At 50.0% G+C, this 18528-nt stretch carries 13 protein-coding genes; 5 read left to right on the forward strand and 8 right to left on the reverse strand.

Annotated elements, in window-relative coordinates; translation table 11 throughout:
• Window positions 1-16: 16 nt before the first annotated feature.
• Window positions 17-1354, reverse strand: coding sequence for an ABC transporter substrate-binding protein (locus tag ACLQ3M_RS06750; RefSeq protein ID WP_411676929.1), 1338 nt, complete (start codon window positions 1352-1354; stop codon window positions 17-19).
• Window positions 1355-1529: 175 nt separating this feature from the next.
• Here ACLQ3M_RS06750 and ACLQ3M_RS06755 point away from each other — a divergent pair, with 175 nt between their 5' ends.
• Window positions 1530-3386 carry a sensor histidine kinase gene (locus ACLQ3M_RS06755; RefSeq protein ID WP_411676930.1) on the forward strand — a complete coding sequence of 619 codons (1857 nt, stop codon included), beginning with the start codon at window positions 1530-1532 and terminating at the stop codon, window positions 3384-3386.
• Window positions 3364-4956 (forward strand): response regulator, encoded by a 1593-nt coding sequence (locus ACLQ3M_RS06760; protein ID WP_411676931.1) that lies wholly within the window; start codon window positions 3364-3366, stop codon window positions 4954-4956. Before ACLQ3M_RS06755 ends, ACLQ3M_RS06760 begins: the two co-directional genes overlap by 23 nt.
• 99 nt (window positions 4957-5055) lie before the next feature.
• Here ACLQ3M_RS06760 and ACLQ3M_RS06765 read toward each other — a convergent pair whose 3' ends face one another.
• The 7 genes from ACLQ3M_RS06765 to ACLQ3M_RS06795 all read right to left on the reverse strand — a co-directional run bounded on the left by ACLQ3M_RS06765 (window position 5056) and on the right by ACLQ3M_RS06795 (window position 14653).
• Window positions 5056-6738, reverse strand: a complete 1683-nt coding sequence (locus ACLQ3M_RS06765; RefSeq protein WP_411676932.1) for a glycoside hydrolase family 13 protein — start codon at window positions 6736-6738, stop codon at window positions 5056-5058.
• Between the two features lie 54 nt (window positions 6739-6792).
• The gene (locus tag ACLQ3M_RS06770) at window positions 6793-8463 is read right to left on the reverse strand and encodes a glycoside hydrolase family 66 protein (protein ID WP_411676933.1); all 1671 of its coding nucleotides are present in this window, start codon (window positions 8461-8463) and stop codon (window positions 6793-6795) included.
• A gap of 28 nt (window positions 8464-8491) precedes the next feature.
• On the reverse strand, window positions 8492-9322 hold the full coding sequence (locus ACLQ3M_RS06775) for a carbohydrate ABC transporter permease (protein WP_411676934.1): 831 nt from the start codon (window positions 9320-9322) through the stop codon (window positions 8492-8494).
• 9 nt (window positions 9323-9331) lie between these two features.
• Complete coding sequence (locus tag ACLQ3M_RS06780; RefSeq protein ID WP_411676935.1) at window positions 9332-10255, reverse strand: carbohydrate ABC transporter permease; 924 nt, start codon at window positions 10253-10255, stop codon at window positions 9332-9334.
• 48 nt (window positions 10256-10303) lie between these two features.
• On the reverse strand, window positions 10304-12118 hold the full coding sequence (locus tag ACLQ3M_RS06785; protein WP_411676936.1) for a glycoside hydrolase family 66 protein: 1815 nt from the start codon (window positions 12116-12118) through the stop codon (window positions 10304-10306).
• Between the two features lie 111 nt (window positions 12119-12229).
• On the reverse strand, window positions 12230-13552 hold the full coding sequence (locus tag ACLQ3M_RS06790) for an extracellular solute-binding protein (protein ID WP_411676937.1): 1323 nt from the start codon (window positions 13550-13552) through the stop codon (window positions 12230-12232).
• 93 nt (window positions 13553-13645) lie between these two features.
• Window positions 13646-14653 (reverse strand): LacI family DNA-binding transcriptional regulator, encoded by a 1008-nt coding sequence (locus tag ACLQ3M_RS06795; RefSeq protein ID WP_411676938.1) that lies wholly within the window; start codon window positions 14651-14653, stop codon window positions 13646-13648.
• Window positions 14654-15014: 361 nt separating this feature from the next.
• On the opposite strand from ACLQ3M_RS06795, the gene ACLQ3M_RS06800 reads away from it, so the two are divergent.
• From ACLQ3M_RS06800 to ACLQ3M_RS06810, 3 genes are read left to right on the forward strand one after another with little or no spacing between them, the layout of a single operon-like run.
• The gene (locus ACLQ3M_RS06800; protein WP_411676939.1) at window positions 15015-15788 is read left to right on the forward strand and encodes a creatininase family protein; all 774 of its coding nucleotides are present in this window, start codon (window positions 15015-15017) and stop codon (window positions 15786-15788) included.
• Window positions 15789-15836: 48 nt separating this feature from the next.
• Window positions 15837-16919, forward strand: a complete 1083-nt coding sequence (locus ACLQ3M_RS06805; RefSeq protein ID WP_411676940.1) for a M42 family metallopeptidase — start codon at window positions 15837-15839, stop codon at window positions 16917-16919.
• Window positions 16920-16937: 18 nt separating this feature from the next.
• The gene (locus tag ACLQ3M_RS06810) at window positions 16938-18518 is read left to right on the forward strand and encodes an ABC transporter substrate-binding protein (protein ID WP_411676941.1); all 1581 of its coding nucleotides are present in this window, start codon (window positions 16938-16940) and stop codon (window positions 18516-18518) included.
• Window positions 18519-18528 lie beyond the last annotated feature (10 nt).

Raw genomic sequence — 18528 nt, forward strand, 5'->3', positions numbered from 1 at the left:
TCGCTTATTTCATGGCTTATTTCATGCCGTCGTCCCAAGCTTTTTGGTACGCGGTGGCAAAGGTTTCCGGCGTGTATTTTCCGCCGAGCAGGTCCTGCACCATGCGGCCCGCGTCGTCGCCGGAAAATCCGGCCGGCTTTTCATTGGTGAAATCGATGTTGACGGCGGATTTCAGGGCGGTGGTGACCTCATTTGCCAGAAGCGCCGGCGCCCAATCGGCCTGAACATCCGTGAAGGCGGAGGGAGCTCCCGCGGCTTCGCTGTATTTTTTCTGGTTTTCCGGTTTAAACAGATAATTTAAAAATTCGATGGCCTCAGCTTTATGCTTTGTTGTGGCGGAAATGGAATAACCGGAATCCTCCGCGCTTAAAATGACCGGTTTGGATTTCGGCATATAAGACGGATAAGGAGCAAAGCCAATTTTGCTCACGATATTGGGGTCGGCGTCCGTCAGGCTGGACAGAACCCACATGCCGTTGCTGAACATGGCGGCTTTTCCCGTGACGAAATCCTGTACGCAGTTATCGTTGGTCGCGGTCAAAGCGTCGGAGTTGATGAGACCCTTGCTTTTCAGTTCCAGCAGGTCTTTTGCAAATACGGCCATGGGTCCGTCGGCAGCGCCGAAGTTCAGCTTTTCCTTGTCGTTGTCGAGCATCGCTTTTCTCGCATCGACCGTACCGAGCGTCTGCTTTATGTAGCCGTGCGGAATGAATTCAATCAGGTGCCCCAGGGACCATGCTTCCTTTCCGAAGATAAACCAGGGGGTCACGCCGGGTTTCTTTTGTTTGATGGTTTCCAGATTCTTTTCAAATTCTTCCCAGGTGGTTGCCTGCTTTAAGCCCAACTCGCTGAAAATATCTTTGTTGTAAAAGAATCCGGCCATTGTCATGTTGGTGCAGACACGGTACTGCTTTCCGGTCTTTACATCGGTGCAGTCGGCCTTCATCGCGGCGGAGAGTCTACTCCACCAGTCTGTCTGGTCGGACAGGTCAAGGTATTTACCCTGATCGACGTAACCCTGTTCGTAGGTCGTCATGATGTCGGGAACCTCACCGGACGCAAACTTAATCTTGATGATGTTACTGGCGTCTTTCTGGTACTCCTGTTCCACCGTGATCTTGTCCTGGGACGAATTAAAATCATTGATGATTTCATTCATGACATCGATGGTTTCGATTTTGCCCGTGAACAGTTTCAGGGTTACTTTACCCCCGGAATCCGACTGCGAGCCTGCTTCGGAAGACGAGGCCCCCTGAGGCTGAGACGACGCGGATGGGCTGACCGACGTAGCACATCCGGAAAATGTTCCCCCAAGAAGCGCCGCACTCAACAGTACGGCTAAAAGTTTTTTCAATGAAAATTCCTCCTTTAAAATTCAACATGCCTCCTTTTTTAAGAGTAACATGTTTGCAAAGAAAAGAAAATTCCCGCTTTATTAGATAATAGTTTGAGTTTTTTGGATTGATTATTGGTTCAATTGCTTAACGGCCGGATTGTTGATATAATGTTAATAAAGGGGGACGGCGTTGATGAAAAAACGATTTTTTCACCCCTATCGCAGTTGGAGCATTCGGCGAAAGCTGCTGGTGATCATTTCTCTGCTGATTGTCTTGTCCGTGACGCTGGTATCCGTATTAAGCTATAACCGGTATACGAATTATTTTACGGAGCAGACCAAAGAACAGACCCAGCAGATTATCGACCAGATCAGCATGAATGTGGATACCTACCTCAAAGAGCTTTTTCGGCTCAGCCTGACACCCTATTATAATAACAGTGTCATGGAGGAACTGGAAAGTCAACCCCAAAACGATATGGATAAGCTGGAAAAGCAGCGAAAAATCGAAAGTTATCTGGGCTCCGTTATGATATTGCCCCGCGACGATATTCTGCGCGTCTATATCCTGACGGACAGCGGCGTTTACTCCAATATAAAAACGCCCTATAATATGGCGGATTACCTTGATTACACGAAATCTTCGTGGTATCGGCAGGCCCTTTCCACGCAGCAACAGATTTTTCTTCCCGTCCATTCGGAAAAGGTCTTCGGAAACGATAAAACGCAGATTTTTTCCTTTGTTCAGAGTCTTCGAAGCAAAGAGGATAATTCCAGGGTTCTCGGCGTGATCAAGGTTGACGCGAATTACGCGGAAATTAAAACCATTTGCGATAAGGTTCAGCTGGAGGACGGCAGCGCGCTTTTTATTATCGACCAGGATAAAAACATTATCTACCAGAACAGCAGATTTACGGTCGGAAAGCTGGATGACCCGATTTATCAGGCTGCTCTGGAGACGGACGGCAGCAGGATTTCTTTGATTGGCGGGACAAAATATGTCATCAACACTTCTACCCTGAGTACGACAAGCTGGAAAATCGCGAAAGTCAGTTCTTACAACCAGCTGAACCGGTATTTTTTGGAAACCAGGAACGCCGCGTTTGTCGCCGCGCTGATCTGCGCGGCCGCCGCCGTCTTTGTGCTGGTCCTGTTTGCAAACAGCTTTTTAAATCCTATTTTCACGATCGTCAGGCGAATGCGGGAGGTGCAGGATGGCGACCTGTCGGTGCAGGTTCCGGTGAAAAATCATGATGAAATCGGGTATTTAACCGAATCTTTCAATACGATGGTGAACAGACTCCGGAAAACGGTGCGTAAAAACACCCGGCTTGTCAAGGAGGTCTATCAGTCGCGCTATCTGCAAAAGGAAGCGCAGTACAACGTGCTGTGCAGTCAGATTAAGCCGCATTTTTTGTATAACACGCTCAATACGATCAGCTTATTGATTAAGTGCGGGGAGCAGGACGAGGCGATCCGCAGCATAGAAGATTTTTCGTTTTTTCTCCGGGGAGTCATGAACACCGACAAGGACATTCCGCTGTCCGCGGAGCTGAAGCTGGTGGATGCTTATCTGAGTCTGCAAAAGACCCGGTATGAAGACCGCTTTTTGTACCGGATTGAGATTCCGGAGCGCTTTTTGAAGTATGAAATTCCTGCCTTGACGCTGCAGCCGATCGTGGAAAACGCCATTATTCACGGCTGCGAGATGAAACGGGGGAATTCCGTTATTCAGATCGGCTGTAAAGAGGAGAAAAACTGCTTTGTGATTTCCGTTGAGGATAACGGCAAAGGAATGGAACAGGCACAGGTGGAAGAACTGAACCGTATGTTTCGGGTCTCTTCTTCTCAAGCTTCTGACCGGGGAGAGGATGTTTTGAACGAAAGCATCGGGCTGATGAATGTGAATTCCAGACTGCAGCTGAAATTCGGGGCGGAATATGGGATCAGTATTGCTTCAAAAACCAATGAGGGCACCTGTGTTTCTTTGCGTATGCCGATCAACGGCAGGAAAGGAGAGTCGACCGATGTATTCCTTAATGATTGTTGACGACGAACCGCTGATGGTGAAATATTTTAAAAACAGTATTGAAAGGATTGCTCCGGAGTGGCAGGTTTCCGGCATTGCGCTGGACGGCCTGCAGGCAGTTGAACTGCTGCAGCGGCAGAGTTTTGAACTGGTGGTCACGGACATTCGGATGCCGGAAATGGACGGCCTGGAGCTCGCAAAATTTATCAGCGAAATCCATCCGCAGACCAGGGTCGTGATTATTTCCGGCTTTGATGATTTTGACTATGCGCAGAGGGCCATTCGCTGCGGCGTTTCGGATTATCTTTTAAAACCGATCAGCGATCAGAGCATCGCCGATACGCTGAAGAAAATTTCCGAGCAGATCCGCTCGGCTCAGGCAAAACTTGTTTCGGAGGATTTCCTTGTCAAAGAGAGTTTGACGGACCCGGAGCTGCGGTCCCGGTTTTTAAGTTCGGTGATCCATCAGGAGAACTCCGGCATGAAATCGATTTATTCCGTCATGGCAGGCAAAAAGATGGAGCTGCTTCAGCAGGCATGTTCTTGCGTGGGGATATTCGGCGTCGATTCGGCCGTTTTGATGACCGAGGGAAAAAGCTATCAGGAAACGGAGTCGTATCAAATGCGCTTGAATCAGATCTGCATGGAAAACTGCAAAGACGACCCCAACTCCGCGGTATGTTACTGCGACGGAGACAACACGGCCGTTTTAATCTGTTCCCGGGAAAAAGAAGAGATGCTCGAAAAGGCTCGGCGGTTTTACAAAGAGGTGCGTTCCCAAATGGAACGCGACTATTCTGTTCCGATACTAAATGCGATTGGTACGGTGGAACATGATATTCTGTGCCTGCGGAATTCCTACGAAGCCGCGTCGCAGAATTTCATCCTGGCTTTTTTGCAGCAGCCGGGGCTCTCTTCGGGGGAGGAAGGCCGGAATCCGGCCGCCGGCTTTGCGGGGCTCGCGTCTTCGGTTTATTCCGACTACGTATCGGGCAATGATTCCGGGATTTACGCCGCTCTCAATGAATTTTTTCAAGGTATGCCGGACTCTGCCGACCCTCTGGTTTCCGCGCGTTTCGGCCTTTCGCTTCTGCAGCAGATTTCGAAGCGGGGCAAAGTCAAAAGAAATCGTTTGGATAGAGGTTTTCAGCAGCTTGCGCTGTCATGGCAGAAAACGCGCGGCAAGGCGACGGGAGATGGAATGGCGGACGCGGTTTATCAGGCGATCCTGGCGCTGAATCAGGATGAAAAGTTCCAGCTTGCCGACGACGGCAATCAGTTGGCGGAACGGGCCAAGGAATACATTGCCGCCCATTACAGCGAACCGATCAGTCTTACACTGATCGCTGAAAAATTGGGGGTTTCGTCCAGCTATTTAAGCGATCTGTTTCACAGGGAAGTGGGGGAGCCTTACTCCAAATTTGTTACCCGGGTCAGAATGGAACAGGCAATTATGAGAATGAAAGCGGACCCGAACAAGAAAATCTATACGTTAGCCGCGGAGGTTGGGTTTATCAATTCCAAGCATTTTAATTCGGTTTTTAAGAAATTCTACCATGTTACTCCTACAGAATACTTTAAAACCCTGTGACTCCTCAATAATAATGTGCAAAAATGCGCCTTGAGCGGGCGTTAAAACCCGCTTTCAGGCGCATTTTCTTGTTGTTGAAGCTTCAAGGCGCTTTTCGGCTCAGCTTAACAGGTAGACGCGGCTTTCGAAAGGAGGAAGAGCCATCGTTTTCGAGAGAATCCGGTTTTCACATGCCGGATCGTTTGAAATGAGCAGAGTTCCGGATGGATCGACGGAATCCGGAAGCCTGACCTGCGCGGCTTCTTTGCTGAAATTCAGAACCATAAGCAGAGTCTGGTCATGATACTCTCTCTCAAAGCAGATGACCTGTTCGTGGCCTTCCAGCAATGGGCGGTAGAAACCGTAAATCAGCGCCGGGAATTTCCGGCGCAGCCGGATCATTTTCCGGTAATAATGAAAAACGGAGTCCGGGTCGGAAAGGTTTTGGCTGACGTTGATCCGGCGATAGTTTGGATTGACCGGAATCCACGGCTCTGCCCGGGAAAAACCCGCGTTGGGAGTATCGTCCCACTGCATGGGGGTTCGCGCGTTGTCGCGGCTTTTTGCGCGGATGTACCGCATGACCCGTTCCTCTTCGCCCGGATACCGGCCGTTCAGTTCGCGGTAAGCGTTCAGCGTTTCAATATCGCGGAACTGCCCGATATTCTGAAAGGGAACGTTGGTCATTCCGATTTCTTCTCCCTGATAGATAAAAGGCGTTCCCTGCAGGGTCAGCAAAAGGGTTGCAAGCAGCTTTGCGGATTTTTCCCGGAATTTTCCGTCGCTTCCGAACCGCGAAACGGAGCGCGGCTGGTCGTGGTTGCCAAAATACAGACTGTTCCACGCTTTTCCGTTCAGCTCCGTTTGCCAGCGGGTGATGATTTCTTTCAGGTCGCGCAGCGCAACCGGCTGGTCGTTCCATTTTCCGTTTTCGTTGCCTCCGAGGTCCACATGCTCAAACTGAAAAACCATATTCAGCTCATGCCGGTCAAAACCGGCATATTTTTGCGCGTCCGCCGTTGTGATTCCGCCGGTTTCCCCAACCGTCATCACATCGTATTTGCTCAGAACCTCCCGGTGCATTTCCTGCAAAAACTCATGGACACGCGGCCCGTTGGTGGTGTGTTTCCATCCGTCTCCGTACTTTTGTCCGGGCGGGACCTCTCCGTCAGGAAAACGCTGATCTTTGGAAATGGCGTTGATCACGTCCATTCGGAACCCGTCGACGCCTTTTTCCAGCCACCAGGTCATCATATCGTAGACGTTTTTTCTCACCTCCGGATTTTCCCAGTTTAAATCCGGCTGCTTTTCGGCAAACAGATGCATGTAATATTGTTTTGCGGAATCGTCGAATTTCCATACGGAGCCGCCGAAGACGGCGCCCCAGTTGTTGGGCTCCCCGCCGTCTTTTCCGTCTTTCCAGATATAATAGCCGCGGTACTGATTCGCGGGCGACTGCCTGCTTTTCTGGAACCATTCATGCTCGTCGGAGGTGTGGTTTACCACAAGGTCCATCACGATTTTCAGGCCCTTTTGATGGGCCTGTGCGAGCAGCTCCTCGAAATCCCGCATGGTGCCGAATTCTTTCATAATTTTGCGGTAGTCCCGAATATCATAGCCGTTGTCCGCGTTCGGCGAATCGTAGATCGGGCAGAGCCAGATCACGTTTGCGCCTAAATCCCGGATGTAGTCGAGCTTTTGGATGATTCCCCGCAAGTCGCCGACGCCGTCCCCGCTGCTGTCCAGAAAGCTTCGCGGATAGACTTGATAAACGACGGCTTCTTTCCACCATTTCTTTTCCATTGACTTAACCTCGCTGTCGTCATAATTTTTTTGTCAATGATCCCTGCATTGACGTTAGGGTAATTTGACCTTGATCGCAATGACATCCCAGACCTTCAATTCCGGAATTGAAAATTGAACCGCCCGGCACCCGTTCTCACGAATACTGCGAGTGAAATTCAGCGCTTGACTCTCTCCGTGCTTCAAATCGGGCGACATCAGACGTACTTCCTCCACGTCCTCCGCGACCAGCGCGTCAACTTGGATTCCTTTCACAAAATCGGGCGATTTTTCCTGGGCGCGGTTCCAATCCATGTGGTCAATCCCGGTGAAATTGACCAGATGGATCACCCGGTAGGCCGCCATGTGTTTGATTTGGGTCCAAACGCAGCCTGCCTTTGGAGTCGTTGAAAAATCGGCCCCGGCAAACAGATAGTCTTCGTTGATTCCGCCGGTATGCGTTCTGGTGTCGTCGACAAGGGAAAGATCAAAAAGAAGTTCTCCGTAGGCGGTGATAAAATCGTAATAGTCAAGCATTCGAGAGACAAATTCCCCGCTTGACAACCGGCAGTAATCAGAATAATATGCCTGTGTCAGCAAACCGTTTTCTTCCCCGAGCAGAAGATGAAAGCCTCCGCTTGAAAAGATTGTCGCCATGGTAAGAAAGGCGGTCCACATAATGTTTTGAGGATCGTCACAATCCGCGAAGGGAAGCAGATATGCGGCCAGAATCACCTGTTTGTCCGGCGCCGCCTTCTTTGCGTCGGCGATTAATCGGGTTAAGTCGAAATAGGTGTCGTTGGGGGACCAGACTTCAATATAAACACAGTCCTGATCCGTATCCGCAACGGAGTCGGCCGGCCAGTTGTTCACCGCGTTAAAAATGGCCCCGCAGCCCGGCAGGGCCGCCTTTGTGTCGTTAATCAGCGCGGGAAAGTCTTCCCGCAGCTTTCGGAGCCTCCATTTTCTGTTCTCTTTGGCGTACGCCTCCTTGGGAAAGCCGTACTGATCCATATGAATGCCGTCAAAGCCGAATTCAACCGCTTTTTTATATTCGCCGAGAATATGGTCGTGCCATTCGCTGCCCCTGCTGATATCCATAAAATAGATGCGGTCGATAAATTTCATCGGTTCGCCGTGCCCGTCATAAAGAGAGCTTTCCGGGTGTTCCTGACGGTACTTTTCGGCTCCGTAAACGGCTCCGTAAGCGAAGGCCTTCATGCCGTGGCGGTGTGCAAGCCCGATTTTATTTTTGACCGTGTCCATGGAAGAGGCTTTCCCCATAATATCCGTGAAATCGCTTTTCGGAGGGAAAAAATCATCATGCCGGTACATCCAGTCGTAAAACTGGATGACATTCAGATGATAACGGTTCATCTGGAGAACGTCCCTTTCATCCGTGAGATTTTCTTTCTCAAAATCGGACAAAAAGCCGTATCTCGGAGCGTACCTCCAGTTTACCGCCCTGTCGCACGCGGTGGTTTGCCGCGAGACAACCGTTTCGCCCCGTTTTTGGATGGCCTGCACCCAATATCCCTCCATGCTTCCCTGGCAGCTTTTAGGAGCGTATTGAAACAACAGGGTTTTTTGAACGGCTTTCTCTTCTTCAAAGCAAAGCCGGCCCAAATGAAACAGCCGGATTTTTACGGTGTCGTCGGAAGAAAATCCTTCCTCGACATGGACTTCGAAGGCGAGGGGTTCGTTCATGGAAAACTGAGCTTTTAGCGGTGTGATGTCTCGAATCATATGGTTTGCCTCCCGTCTTAATTTCACCTCAGCCCTTCACGGCACCTTCGCCGCCCGCGGACTGAACAAGATTTTTTTGTACGATAATAAACATAATCAGCTCCGGAATAAACAGGAGGACGGAAGCTGCCATCACCGTTCCCCATTCGGTTGCGTGTTCCCCGCGCAGCAGCTGCAAGGCCACGGGCAGGGTCCATTTGTCGCTGTCTTTTATAAAGGTCAGAACGGTGAAAAAATCACTCCATATTCCTGAAAACACCATAATGCCGAGGGTTCCGAGAGAGGGTTTGGAAAGCGGGAGAATAATGTGCCAAAAAACGCACCAGCGTCCGCCGCCGTCTATGATCACCGATTCTTCAAGCTCATGGGGGATGTTTTCAAAGAAGCCCCGCAAAAAGAAGGTGTTACCGGCAATGCCTCCGCCGACCATCAGCAGAAGAATCCCCGTGTAGGTGTTGACCAGATGCATTCCGCTGATGACGGAATACTGGGCAATCAGGTTTAACACCCCCGGAACCATCATGGTAAACAGATAAAGGTTGAAAATAAATTTTTTAAACGGGAAATCAAACCTTGCGAATCCGTATGCGGACATGGAAGAGATGAGAAGAACGCACGCTGTTACAACCGTTGCCAAAAACACGCTGTTAATAAAGTACCGTAAAAAATTGTCCTCTTCTATGACCTTAACGTAGTTCGAAAAATTGACGGAATCCGGCAGTATTTTCGGCGGGTAGGGCAGCTCGTACATCGCCTGACTGAAGGATGTGCTGATCATTGATAAAAACGGAATGATCGAGATGATGACAAAAAGCCATAGAAATATGTATTTTGCGCTTTGACCAAGTCTGTGTTTCATCCAAGCCACCTAGTTCCTTTCATACTTAAAGAACTTATCTCTGAATATCGTCAGCAGCAGAATCGAAAGCCCTGTGATGACGCTGATCGCGCAGGCATAGCCGAAGTTCATGTATTTGAAGGCCTGATTGTACATGTAGTTCTGCAAGACATCGGTAGTTCCGATGGGGCCGCCGCTGGTCAGCATATAGACGGCAAAGAATACGTTGAAAGAACCGATAATCAGATTGATCAGAACGAAATACGTTGTGGGCCGGATTAAGGGAATGGTGATTTTTAAAAATTTCTGCGTTTTGGTCGCGCCGTCAATTTCGGCGGCTTCATAAATATCCTTTGAAATTCCCTGCAGGCCCGCCAGATAAATAATCATCACCCACCCGATGCTTTTCCAGATTCCGAAAATCCAGATGACCGCGTTTGCGGTCCAAGTGCTCGAGAACCAGGCGATCGGCTGCTGTAAAATATTCAGCTTCATTAAGTAGTAGTTGACAAGGCCCGCTTTTCCGTCGGAAAACAGATAAAGAAAGATGATACTGACGACGATCCAGTCGATGAGGACCGGAAGGTACAGAATCGCGCGGAAAAACGTATTGAACTTTTTAACGCCGTTGATCAGAACGGCCAGGATGAGTCCGATCAGCATCCCGGGCGGAATGGTGAATACGCCGTACAGGATCACGTTGCGAAAGGCAATCCAGAACTTATCTTTTTCGTCGCCGACAAAGGCCTTCGCGTAATTTTGGATTCCCACAAAGACGCTGTTCGACGGCTGCATGATGTTATATTCCGTTAAGCTCATCCAGACGTTTTTAATCTGCGGGTAGATGACGAAAATGCAGACGAAAACAAATCCGACGAGGATAAACGGAGCAACCGCGATCAGCTGGCGCGCGCCTTTGCGGAAAGACGTTTTTTCAATCGAGTTTTTATCCATAGACACACCTCCTGATAAGACAACCGAGTAATTGCTTGAGCCGGACGATTATGCCTGCGTCTGCACGACAAGCATATTCCAGTATTGCAGAGAAGGAATGTTTACACTTAGTTTTCCATTTTTTACGGAAAAGTCAAGAGGAAACATGCTTCCGCCCTTGATATCCGGCGACGCCAGATAAACGCTTTTGACTTTGCCGGAAAAATCGTCCAACTTCAAAGTAAAGGCGCCGAGTGTTTTCGGGTTTTCACAGCTTGCCGTATCGTCGCGCCATTGCTCGTCGGACCTCGACAATAAATTGATCAGCTGAATGGTTTCGCACGTTTTGTTTTTGGAACCGAAAACCCAAACGCTGCCCGAGTCGCCCGAATCACTGACGGGATAACCGTCAATCTCCGCAGTGAGACCCGACCAGCTTTTCTGGCCATGCAGAATATTTTCATAGGCGGTCAGAAAATCGTAGTAGCTTCTTAAATCATTTTTCAGGCGATCCGACAAAATCATTTTTTGATTCGGGAAATACTCGCTTGAAAGCATCCCGGTATCTCCCAGTTCAAGGTGGGACCCACCCGCGGCGAAAATAACGGCGTCTGTCAGTTTAACCGCGTTTTCGTTGAACTCCCGACCGGACGCTTTGTAATTCATATATGCGGCGATTACAGACGATTTCTTTCCCCCGGAAAGCCGTGTGTTATCATCAACCGCGTCTTTCAGGCGGCTGTAGGTCGGGTAGGTGTCGGGCCAGACTTCGGTGTACAGAAAGTCCGTGTTTGCTTTGGCGGCTTCGCCTGCTCCATACCCGTTTACCGCGTTCATTACGATCCTTTTTTTCAGAGCCTTTTTCGCCTGGTTCAGAAAACCGGTGTACTGTTCGTCCAGTGAAATCCTGTTTCCGTCGTAATCATACCGGATTCCCCGGTTGCCCAGCGTATCGACATGGAAGACGTCGAAATTGTAAATTTCAAAAGCATCTTTCTCCCGTGAAAGAAGGTCGTTTTGCCAACCCGCGCTGCCGGGATTCATCAGATTCAAATTGCTGGCCCAGCTGGCCGGAAGCTCGTGCGTGTCCTGCAAATCATGCTCGGGGTCCTTATAGAGTCCCCATTCTTTTTGAATGCCGCGCTTTTCGTAATCGTTGTACGCCGCGAACATCAGATTGTAGTTGCAGGCCATCATGTTTCGGCTGTGGCAGGCCTGAATATAGTTTTTCACGGTCGATGCGAACGTGTCGCGGTTGGCGATATCTTTCCATTCTTCCGCCGGATTTTGTACGGTTCCGGCAAGCGGCTGGTCGTGGGAGTTCTGCCAATCATAAAATTGCAACCCGTTCATGTGATATTTGCACAGCCAATCCACCGTGTCCTGAGTCTGTTCCTTCGTCATTTCACCGTAATTGCACAGGTACCCGTAACGCGGGAATTTTTCCCATGTGGACGATACGTCGACCGCGGTGTTTTTCTGGTCTTCTATTTGATTGCCCGATACGGCCAGAACCTCTACCAGATAGCCCGTGTAATCCTCCGACGGCGGAAGCCATGCGGCTGAAACGGACTTTTCCTCGCCCTTTTTCAGGCCGACTTTAATCTCCTGTGTCTTTACCGTCTGATCCAGATGTTTGAAATTCAGATGGAGCGTTCCTTCGAAGTCGCTGCCCGTCTGATTGTTTAAAGAAAGGGTGAGGCGGACGGTTTCCTTCGGGTGATACGCCGATTTGTCCGTGAACACATCATGGATCAGTTTGCTCTGGGCCGCGTAGGAATCCGTCGTCTGAACCCTGACCTGATTGCTTTGGGAACAGCCGAACGTGAATAAGAATAGGGAGCCCAATAAGAGAATCCCGGTGATTCTGTTGCTTTTTTTCATAAGAACCTTCCCGTCAAAAAAGTATGGCAAAATCCGGCCGCCGCTCCGCCGCTGCGGAGCGGCGGCCGATTTGCTTCAGGATGGCGCGGTTTGTTCGCAATGGGAAAAGCTTTATGAATTCTTCGCGAACAAGTCGTCGAGCTGCTTTGCGAGCGCATCCAGATTTTCTTTTACGGTGCCTTTGTGGCGGAATGCCTTTTCAAAAGCAAGGCTGATGTCGTTATCCATTTCCTCAATCGACGGATTCGGAATCCTTGCCCAGGAGGTTTCAAGCTGCTGCATATAAGTTTTGAAAATCGGGTTGGAGGTCAGTTCGGAGTCCTGAGCGACTTTTTTGTTGACGGGATACTGATTTACCTCAAGCGCCATGGTCTTCTGGGCATAGTCGGAGAACATGAATTTCATGAACAGCCAGGCCGCTTCCTGATTTTTGCAGTTCTGGAACATGACCATGTCTTCGCCCCCGACCACCGAAATGCTTTTGGAAGTGTCGGCGGGCATTTGCGCATAGGTATCGTTGTCGGTTGTCTTTTTATCCTGCAGGGTATAGAACCACGGCCCGTCGTTCACCATCATATAACCGTCGTTTGCTTTCAGGCCGTCCCATGTTCCGGGCTGGCCGTTGAGCATGCACTTGCCGATCAGACCCTTGTCGTTCCAGGAAACCAGCTTTGTCAGGGCCGCGATACTCTCATTGCTGTTGACATATCCGGTTGCCTTTGTGTAGCCGTCGTCACAATATTTTCCGCCGAGCGACAGAAAAAACGGCGCCATGCTCCACATACCGGTTCCGGAAATACCGATCAGCCCGTTTGGATGCTGGCCTTTAATTTTTTCAGCCGCGTCGGCCAGTTCATCCATCGTTTTCGGTGCCGCGCTCAAGCCCGCGGCCTGTAAATCGGCTTTATTATAGATTGCGATCGTCGTATTGGTATCGAGAGGAACGCCGTAATATTTCTCTTTCCATTTACACGTGTTCAAAGTAGCCTCATAGCTGTTGGATTTGATGTCGCTGAATCCGTCCATGCCGTCGACCGCGACGAGAGCGTTTAAATTTGCAAACTGCGGAACCCAGGTAATATCCATGCGCATAACGTCCGGCGCGGAACCGCTCGCCGCCGCCTGTAAAACCTGCTGCTTAAAGTTGTCGGTGGGCATTGTGACCGATTTGATTTTGATATTCGGATACTCCTGATTAAAAGCCGGGATGATTTTTTCATTCAGCACTTTCGCCTCTGAATTTGCGCTGTAGGTATGCCAGAACGTGACCGTAGCCTTTATGTCTTTTGCCGATGTCGCCGACGCCGTACCGCCCGACGCCCCCGGAGCCGCGGAAGCAGCGCCGGAAGAACCGGACGAGCATCCTGCCATCGACGCTACCATGACGGACAGCGAAAGGAATAGTGCCGCCAAACGACTTGCTTTGTTTTTCATAACAGCAACCCCCTGAAAATAATATAATAAAACTTTGAAAAGTGCCTGACAAAAAGATAAGGGTAATCGTTTACGTAACCGGACAAAAAAGAATCAGATCTTTTTGACCGAATCGCGTTCCACGATTTCATAGGGAAGGATTTGATTCTCCGCTTTTTTTCCCTGCTCCATTTCGTTTTGCAGCATATGAAAGGCCTGCTCCCCCATGGGGTAGAGAGGCTGTGAAACAGTAGTGAGGGGCGGAACCGCCATTTCTGCGGTTCTGGTGTTATCGTAGCCGATCACAGAGAAAGCATCGGGCACTTTTAACCCGGCTTCATAAGCGGCGGAAATTGCGCCGACGGCGACCTCGTCGCAGCAGGCCACAACACCGGTGAAGCTTTCGCCGCTGTTCAGCAGATCCTTTGCGGCCTGCAGTCCTGTTTCATAGCTGAAGCGGGTATACTGGACCAGCTTCGGACTGTAGGGAATCTGGTTGTCTTCCAGTGCTTTTCGGTAGCCCTTCAGTCGCAGCACGCCTGCGACAACGTCATCCTGAGAGCCCGCAAGCATCGCGATGTTCTTATGACCTTTTTTGATTAAATAGGTAGTTGCGGCATAAGAGGCCTTGAAATCGTCCACCCTGATATAGGGAATGGAATAGCGGGAGGACAGAGTGGAAACCAGCACGCAGGGAATTTCACATTCTGCCATCAGCGTGTCGATCTTCTCATCCGGAGGGAGGCTGCAGCCAATGATACCGTCCACCTGGCGCTCCGCCAGCATTTTAATATATTCCTGCGTTCTGTTCCCGGAAATCCCCACATGGCAGACCATGACGCTGTAACCGCAATTTTGCGCCGCGTCCTCGATTCCGTTCAGAATTTTGACGTAAAATGTGGTTTCTACCTGAGGAATCAGAACGGCGATAATGTTTGTCTTTTTCATTTTCAGATTTCTGGCCACAGCGTTAAACTGGTAACCCAGCTCGGCGATTGCGTTGCGTACCCGGATTTCCGTTTCGGCGGAGAAGCCCGTAAGACCGTTCAATACACGGGAAACGGTAGCGACCGAAACATTTGCTTTTTCAGCAACGTCTTTTATGGTAGGATTATTTAACATTTTACCTATATTCTCCATTACGTAATCGTTTACCGATTATTAAAATATCACTAATACTTTTGAATGTCAAGAAGAAATTTTAGGGAGGAATTGAAGAGAAAACCGCCGGAAGGCTTGCGGCTTTTTTTATTGGCACCTGATTGATTTTCCGTTTACCTGTTGCTATGAATTAATGACGATGAAAAATTGCAAAATGTATTGACATCAGGACCAAACAATTATATAATAGTAATCACTTTATAAATGAACAAATAATAATGCTTTTACTATCTTATTAACAAAGAAAGCAACGGTGCTTTCCCAAAAAACGAGGGGAGACCGCTGCTTTTTTTAATAATTCAGAAAAGGAAGGAAATTACAGATGAGATTAGCACATATCTCCTGGGTGAAAGCAGAAGAGTACTTCCGCAATAACGATATGATCGTCATAGCGGTCGGCAGCAACGAATGTCATGGAAAACATATCGCGCTTGGTACGGATACGCTGATCCCCGATAAAATTCTGGACCTGATCGAAGAAAAGTCGGATGTTATGATTGCGCCGACTTTGCCTTACGGCGCGTGCGACGATCTTTCCATGTTCCCCGGCACCATAACTCTTGGCACCGACGTGTTGTACAGCGTTCTGAAAAAAATCACGGATGGTTTTTTCAAGTTCGGGGTTCGCCGGTTTGTATTTTTGAACGGCCATGGCGGGAATATTCAGGTGCTGGACCGCATCTGCTCCGAACTGCATCAAAGGGGCGCGCTTGCGGCGGAACTGAACTGGTGGCTGATGGCATGGGAACTGAATCCTGCATGGAAAGGCGGCCACGGCGGCGCGGAAGAAACGGCGGCCGTCATGGCGGTGAACGAGTCTTTTGTGGACAAGAGCATGATTGGTCCGATGGAGCTGAAAAACGATATCGGCGAAAATATGATCACCACCGGATTCCGCTCCGTACAGTATAAGGGCGTAACGGTTCAGTTTCCGCGTTATGTGAAAGAATACGCCGGCAACGGATGGATCGGCCCGGACCATCCGGAAAAGGCGACTCCCGAATGGGGCCGCGAAATGCTTCAGGCTACTGCGGACTATATTGTTGATTTTATGGGAGAAATGAAGAAGCTGAAACTGCCGCAGCCGATCGATTAAAAGGGTTTTGATCAAATAACATAAATATAGAAACTGGAGAATGAATGCATGCAGCCAATGGAGCAAAATGTTTTAAAACTTGCTGAAGAGTTGTCCAATGCGAAAGGGGCTTCCGGATTTGAGGACGAGGTCCTCGCGGTAGCCAGAAAATACGCCCGGAATTTTGCCGAAATTCAGGAGGACAGTGTCAGAAACTTATACCTCAGATATGCGGAAAGCACGGGGAATAAGCCGGTTGTAATGCTGGACGCTCATACGGATGAAGTATCGTTTATGGTTCAGGCGATCAAACCGAACGGAACGCTGCGCTTTATTTCGCTGGGCGGCTGGCCCGCAAATTCGATTGCGGCCCACAGGGTTTTAGTCCGGAACGCCGGGGGAGACTACATACCGGGCATTACCGTCAGCAAACCGCCCCATTTTATGACGGAAGCCGAAAAGAAAATGGAAAACGACATTTCCAATATGGCAATCGATATCGGGGCCATGTCAAAAGAAGACGCGGAACAGAGATTTCATATCCGAATCGGCGAGCCGGTTGTCCCCGACGTAACTTTTGAATACAATGCGGAAACAAACCTGATGTTCGGCAAGGCGTTTGACTGCCGGCTGGGTGTCGCTTCCGTGATCGGAACGATGAAGACTCTGATTGGGGAGAATCTGAACGTCGATGTAGTCGGCGCTCTTGCCTCACAGGAAGAAGTGGGAACACGCGGCGCAAAGGTAACGTCCCGTACGGTGAAGCCGGATATTGCGATTGTATTTGAGGGTTGTCCCGCGGACGACACGTTTACGGAAGATTACATGATTCAGACTGCGGTAAACAAAGGGCCTATGCTCCGTTTCATCGACCGCGCGATGATTACGAATCCGAGGTTCCAGCGTTTCGCGCTTGATCTGGCGGAAGAGCTCGGCATTCCGGTGCAGACCGCAGTGCGTACCGGCGGCTCGACCAACGGGTCGCAGATTCATTTGTCCAACAGGGGAGTCCCCGTGATTGTAGTCGGCGTTCCGGTCCGCTATGCGCATACGCATTATGGCATTTCGTCCTTGTCGGACTGTATGAATGCGATTCGGCTGGCAACCGAAATTATCAAAAGACTCAATCAGGATCTCATAAAAAGTTTTTAGTATTAGAGGTGGCGTATTATGAAAAAGAAGTTCACAGGAAAAATCGCGCTGATTCTTGCGGCCTGCAGTATCGTCGGCTTATCCGGCTGCTCGGGGCAATCCGCTTCGTCCGGCGCGGCGGCGGGCAGTTCGTCCGCGGCAACGGAGTATGAGGACACCGTCAACATCGGTCTCGCCGGCGACCCGGCGTATCTCGACCCGGACCAGTCGTCCATCGGCCCCACGGAAGCAACCGTGATGCAGCAGATTTATCAGGGCCTGGTTACGACCAGCGCGGACAGCAAGTCGATTGAACCGGACCTGGCGAAGGATTGGAAAATCAGCGACGACGGCCTGACTTACACCTTCAACCTGAAGCCGGGAATCAAGTTTTCAGACGGAACACCCGTAAAGCCGAAGGACTGGGTCTGGTCGCTGACCAGGGCGCGCGACTGCGACACCTCCGAATACCGTTTTATCGCGGATGAAATTAGAGACGTGAAGGCGGATGAAAAGACCGTTACCATTACCCTGAAGTACCAGTGGGCCCCGTTCCTGGCGGACCTGTGCAACTTCAACATGGTGGTGGGCTGCAAAGCCTATTACGACAAAGTCGGCGGGACCCAGTACGCGCAGAAGCCCCTGGGAACCGGCCCGTACATGCTGAAGGAATGGGTCAAGGGCAGTACGCTGACTCTGGTCAAAAATCCGAACTACGCGGAGTCCGGCTACCCCAAAACATCAACCCTGAAATTCACGGTGATTCCGGACGACAACACCCGGCTGATGCAGCTTCAGTCCGGACAGCTCGACGTTGTGGGCGACGTACCGTATTCTCAGGTCGAAACCATTCAGAAAGATCAGAACCTGAAGGTACAAACCTTCAAATCCACGCAGATCCGCTACTTGATTCTGAACACAACAAAAAAACCGCTCGATAATCTGAAAGTGAGACAGGCAATCCTTTATGCGACCAACAAGCAGGAAATTGCTAATCTGGTTGCAACAAAGTACGGCCAGCCGGTTGCCTCCGTCCTTTCCGAGTCCCAGGGCAAGTGGTTTAATTCCGACCTTAAAGTGACAAATTACGACCCCGAAAAAGCAAAAGAGCTGCTGAAAGAGGCCGGGTTCCCGAACGGCGTGACACTGACCATCAGCGTCAGCTCCGGGTCTCAGGTTTACCAGCAGATTGCGACTCTGCTTAAGTCCGAATGGGAAAAAGCCGGCATTACCGTCAATATTGAGCTGCTGGAAAAGGCGGCGCTGAGCAATAAGTTCCAAAGCCTGCAGCACCAGGCCACGGTATTGCAGTGGGTGGACGACATTATGGACCCGTCCGAGGTTTCCGGCTGGATTGCGGATTATGACCAGAGCCATGCGTGGTATACGGGCTTGAAGGACCAGGCGCTGGATGATCTGAACGCGCAGGCCAGCAAAGAGATGGACGAAACCAAGCGGCTTACCATGTACAAAGAGATTCAGCAGAAGATTTCCGACAACGCGAACGTGATCCCGCTGTTTAGGAACGATTTTGTGTACGCAACATCCAATAAGATTCAGAACCTCGAAGTAAGCCCGTTCAGTGTTATGAGGCTCAAAGACATTCAGAAAACGAAATAGTTCAGTGCTT

It is taken from the genome of Caproicibacter sp., assembly GCF_046707225.1.
Lineage (GTDB): Bacteria > Bacillota > Clostridia > Oscillospirales > Acutalibacteraceae > Caproicibacter.

Coding starts and splice junctions, on each gene's coding strand:
- ACLQ3M_RS06755 (WP_411676930.1), top strand. CDS start 1,530: ATGAAAAAACGATTTTTTCACCCCTATCGCAGTTGGAGCATTCGGCGA.
- ACLQ3M_RS06760 (WP_411676931.1), top strand. CDS start 3,364: ATGTATTCCTTAATGATTGTTGACGACGAACCGCTGATGGTGAAATAT.
- ACLQ3M_RS06765 (WP_411676932.1), bottom strand. CDS start 6,738: ATGGAAAAGAAATGGTGGAAAGAAGCCGTCGTTTATCAAGTCTATCCG.
- ACLQ3M_RS06770 (WP_411676933.1), bottom strand. CDS start 8,463: ATGATTCGAGACATCACACCGCTAAAAGCTCAGTTTTCCATGAACGAA.
- ACLQ3M_RS06775 (WP_411676934.1), bottom strand. CDS start 9,322: ATGAAACACAGACTTGGTCAAAGCGCAAAATACATATTTCTATGGCTT.
- ACLQ3M_RS06780 (WP_411676935.1), bottom strand. CDS start 10,255: ATGGATAAAAACTCGATTGAAAAAACGTCTTTCCGCAAAGGCGCGCGC.
- ACLQ3M_RS06785 (WP_411676936.1), bottom strand. CDS start 12,118: ATGAAAAAAAGCAACAGAATCACCGGGATTCTCTTATTGGGCTCCCTA.
- ACLQ3M_RS06790 (WP_411676937.1), bottom strand. CDS start 13,552: ATGAAAAACAAAGCAAGTCGTTTGGCGGCACTATTCCTTTCGCTGTCC.
- ACLQ3M_RS06795 (WP_411676938.1), bottom strand. CDS start 14,653: ATGTTAAATAATCCTACCATAAAAGACGTTGCTGAAAAAGCAAATGTT.
- ACLQ3M_RS06800 (WP_411676939.1), top strand. CDS start 15,015: ATGAGATTAGCACATATCTCCTGGGTGAAAGCAGAAGAGTACTTCCGC.
- ACLQ3M_RS06805 (WP_411676940.1), top strand. CDS start 15,837: ATGCAGCCAATGGAGCAAAATGTTTTAAAACTTGCTGAAGAGTTGTCC.
- ACLQ3M_RS06810 (WP_411676941.1), top strand. CDS start 16,938: ATGAAAAAGAAGTTCACAGGAAAAATCGCGCTGATTCTTGCGGCCTGC.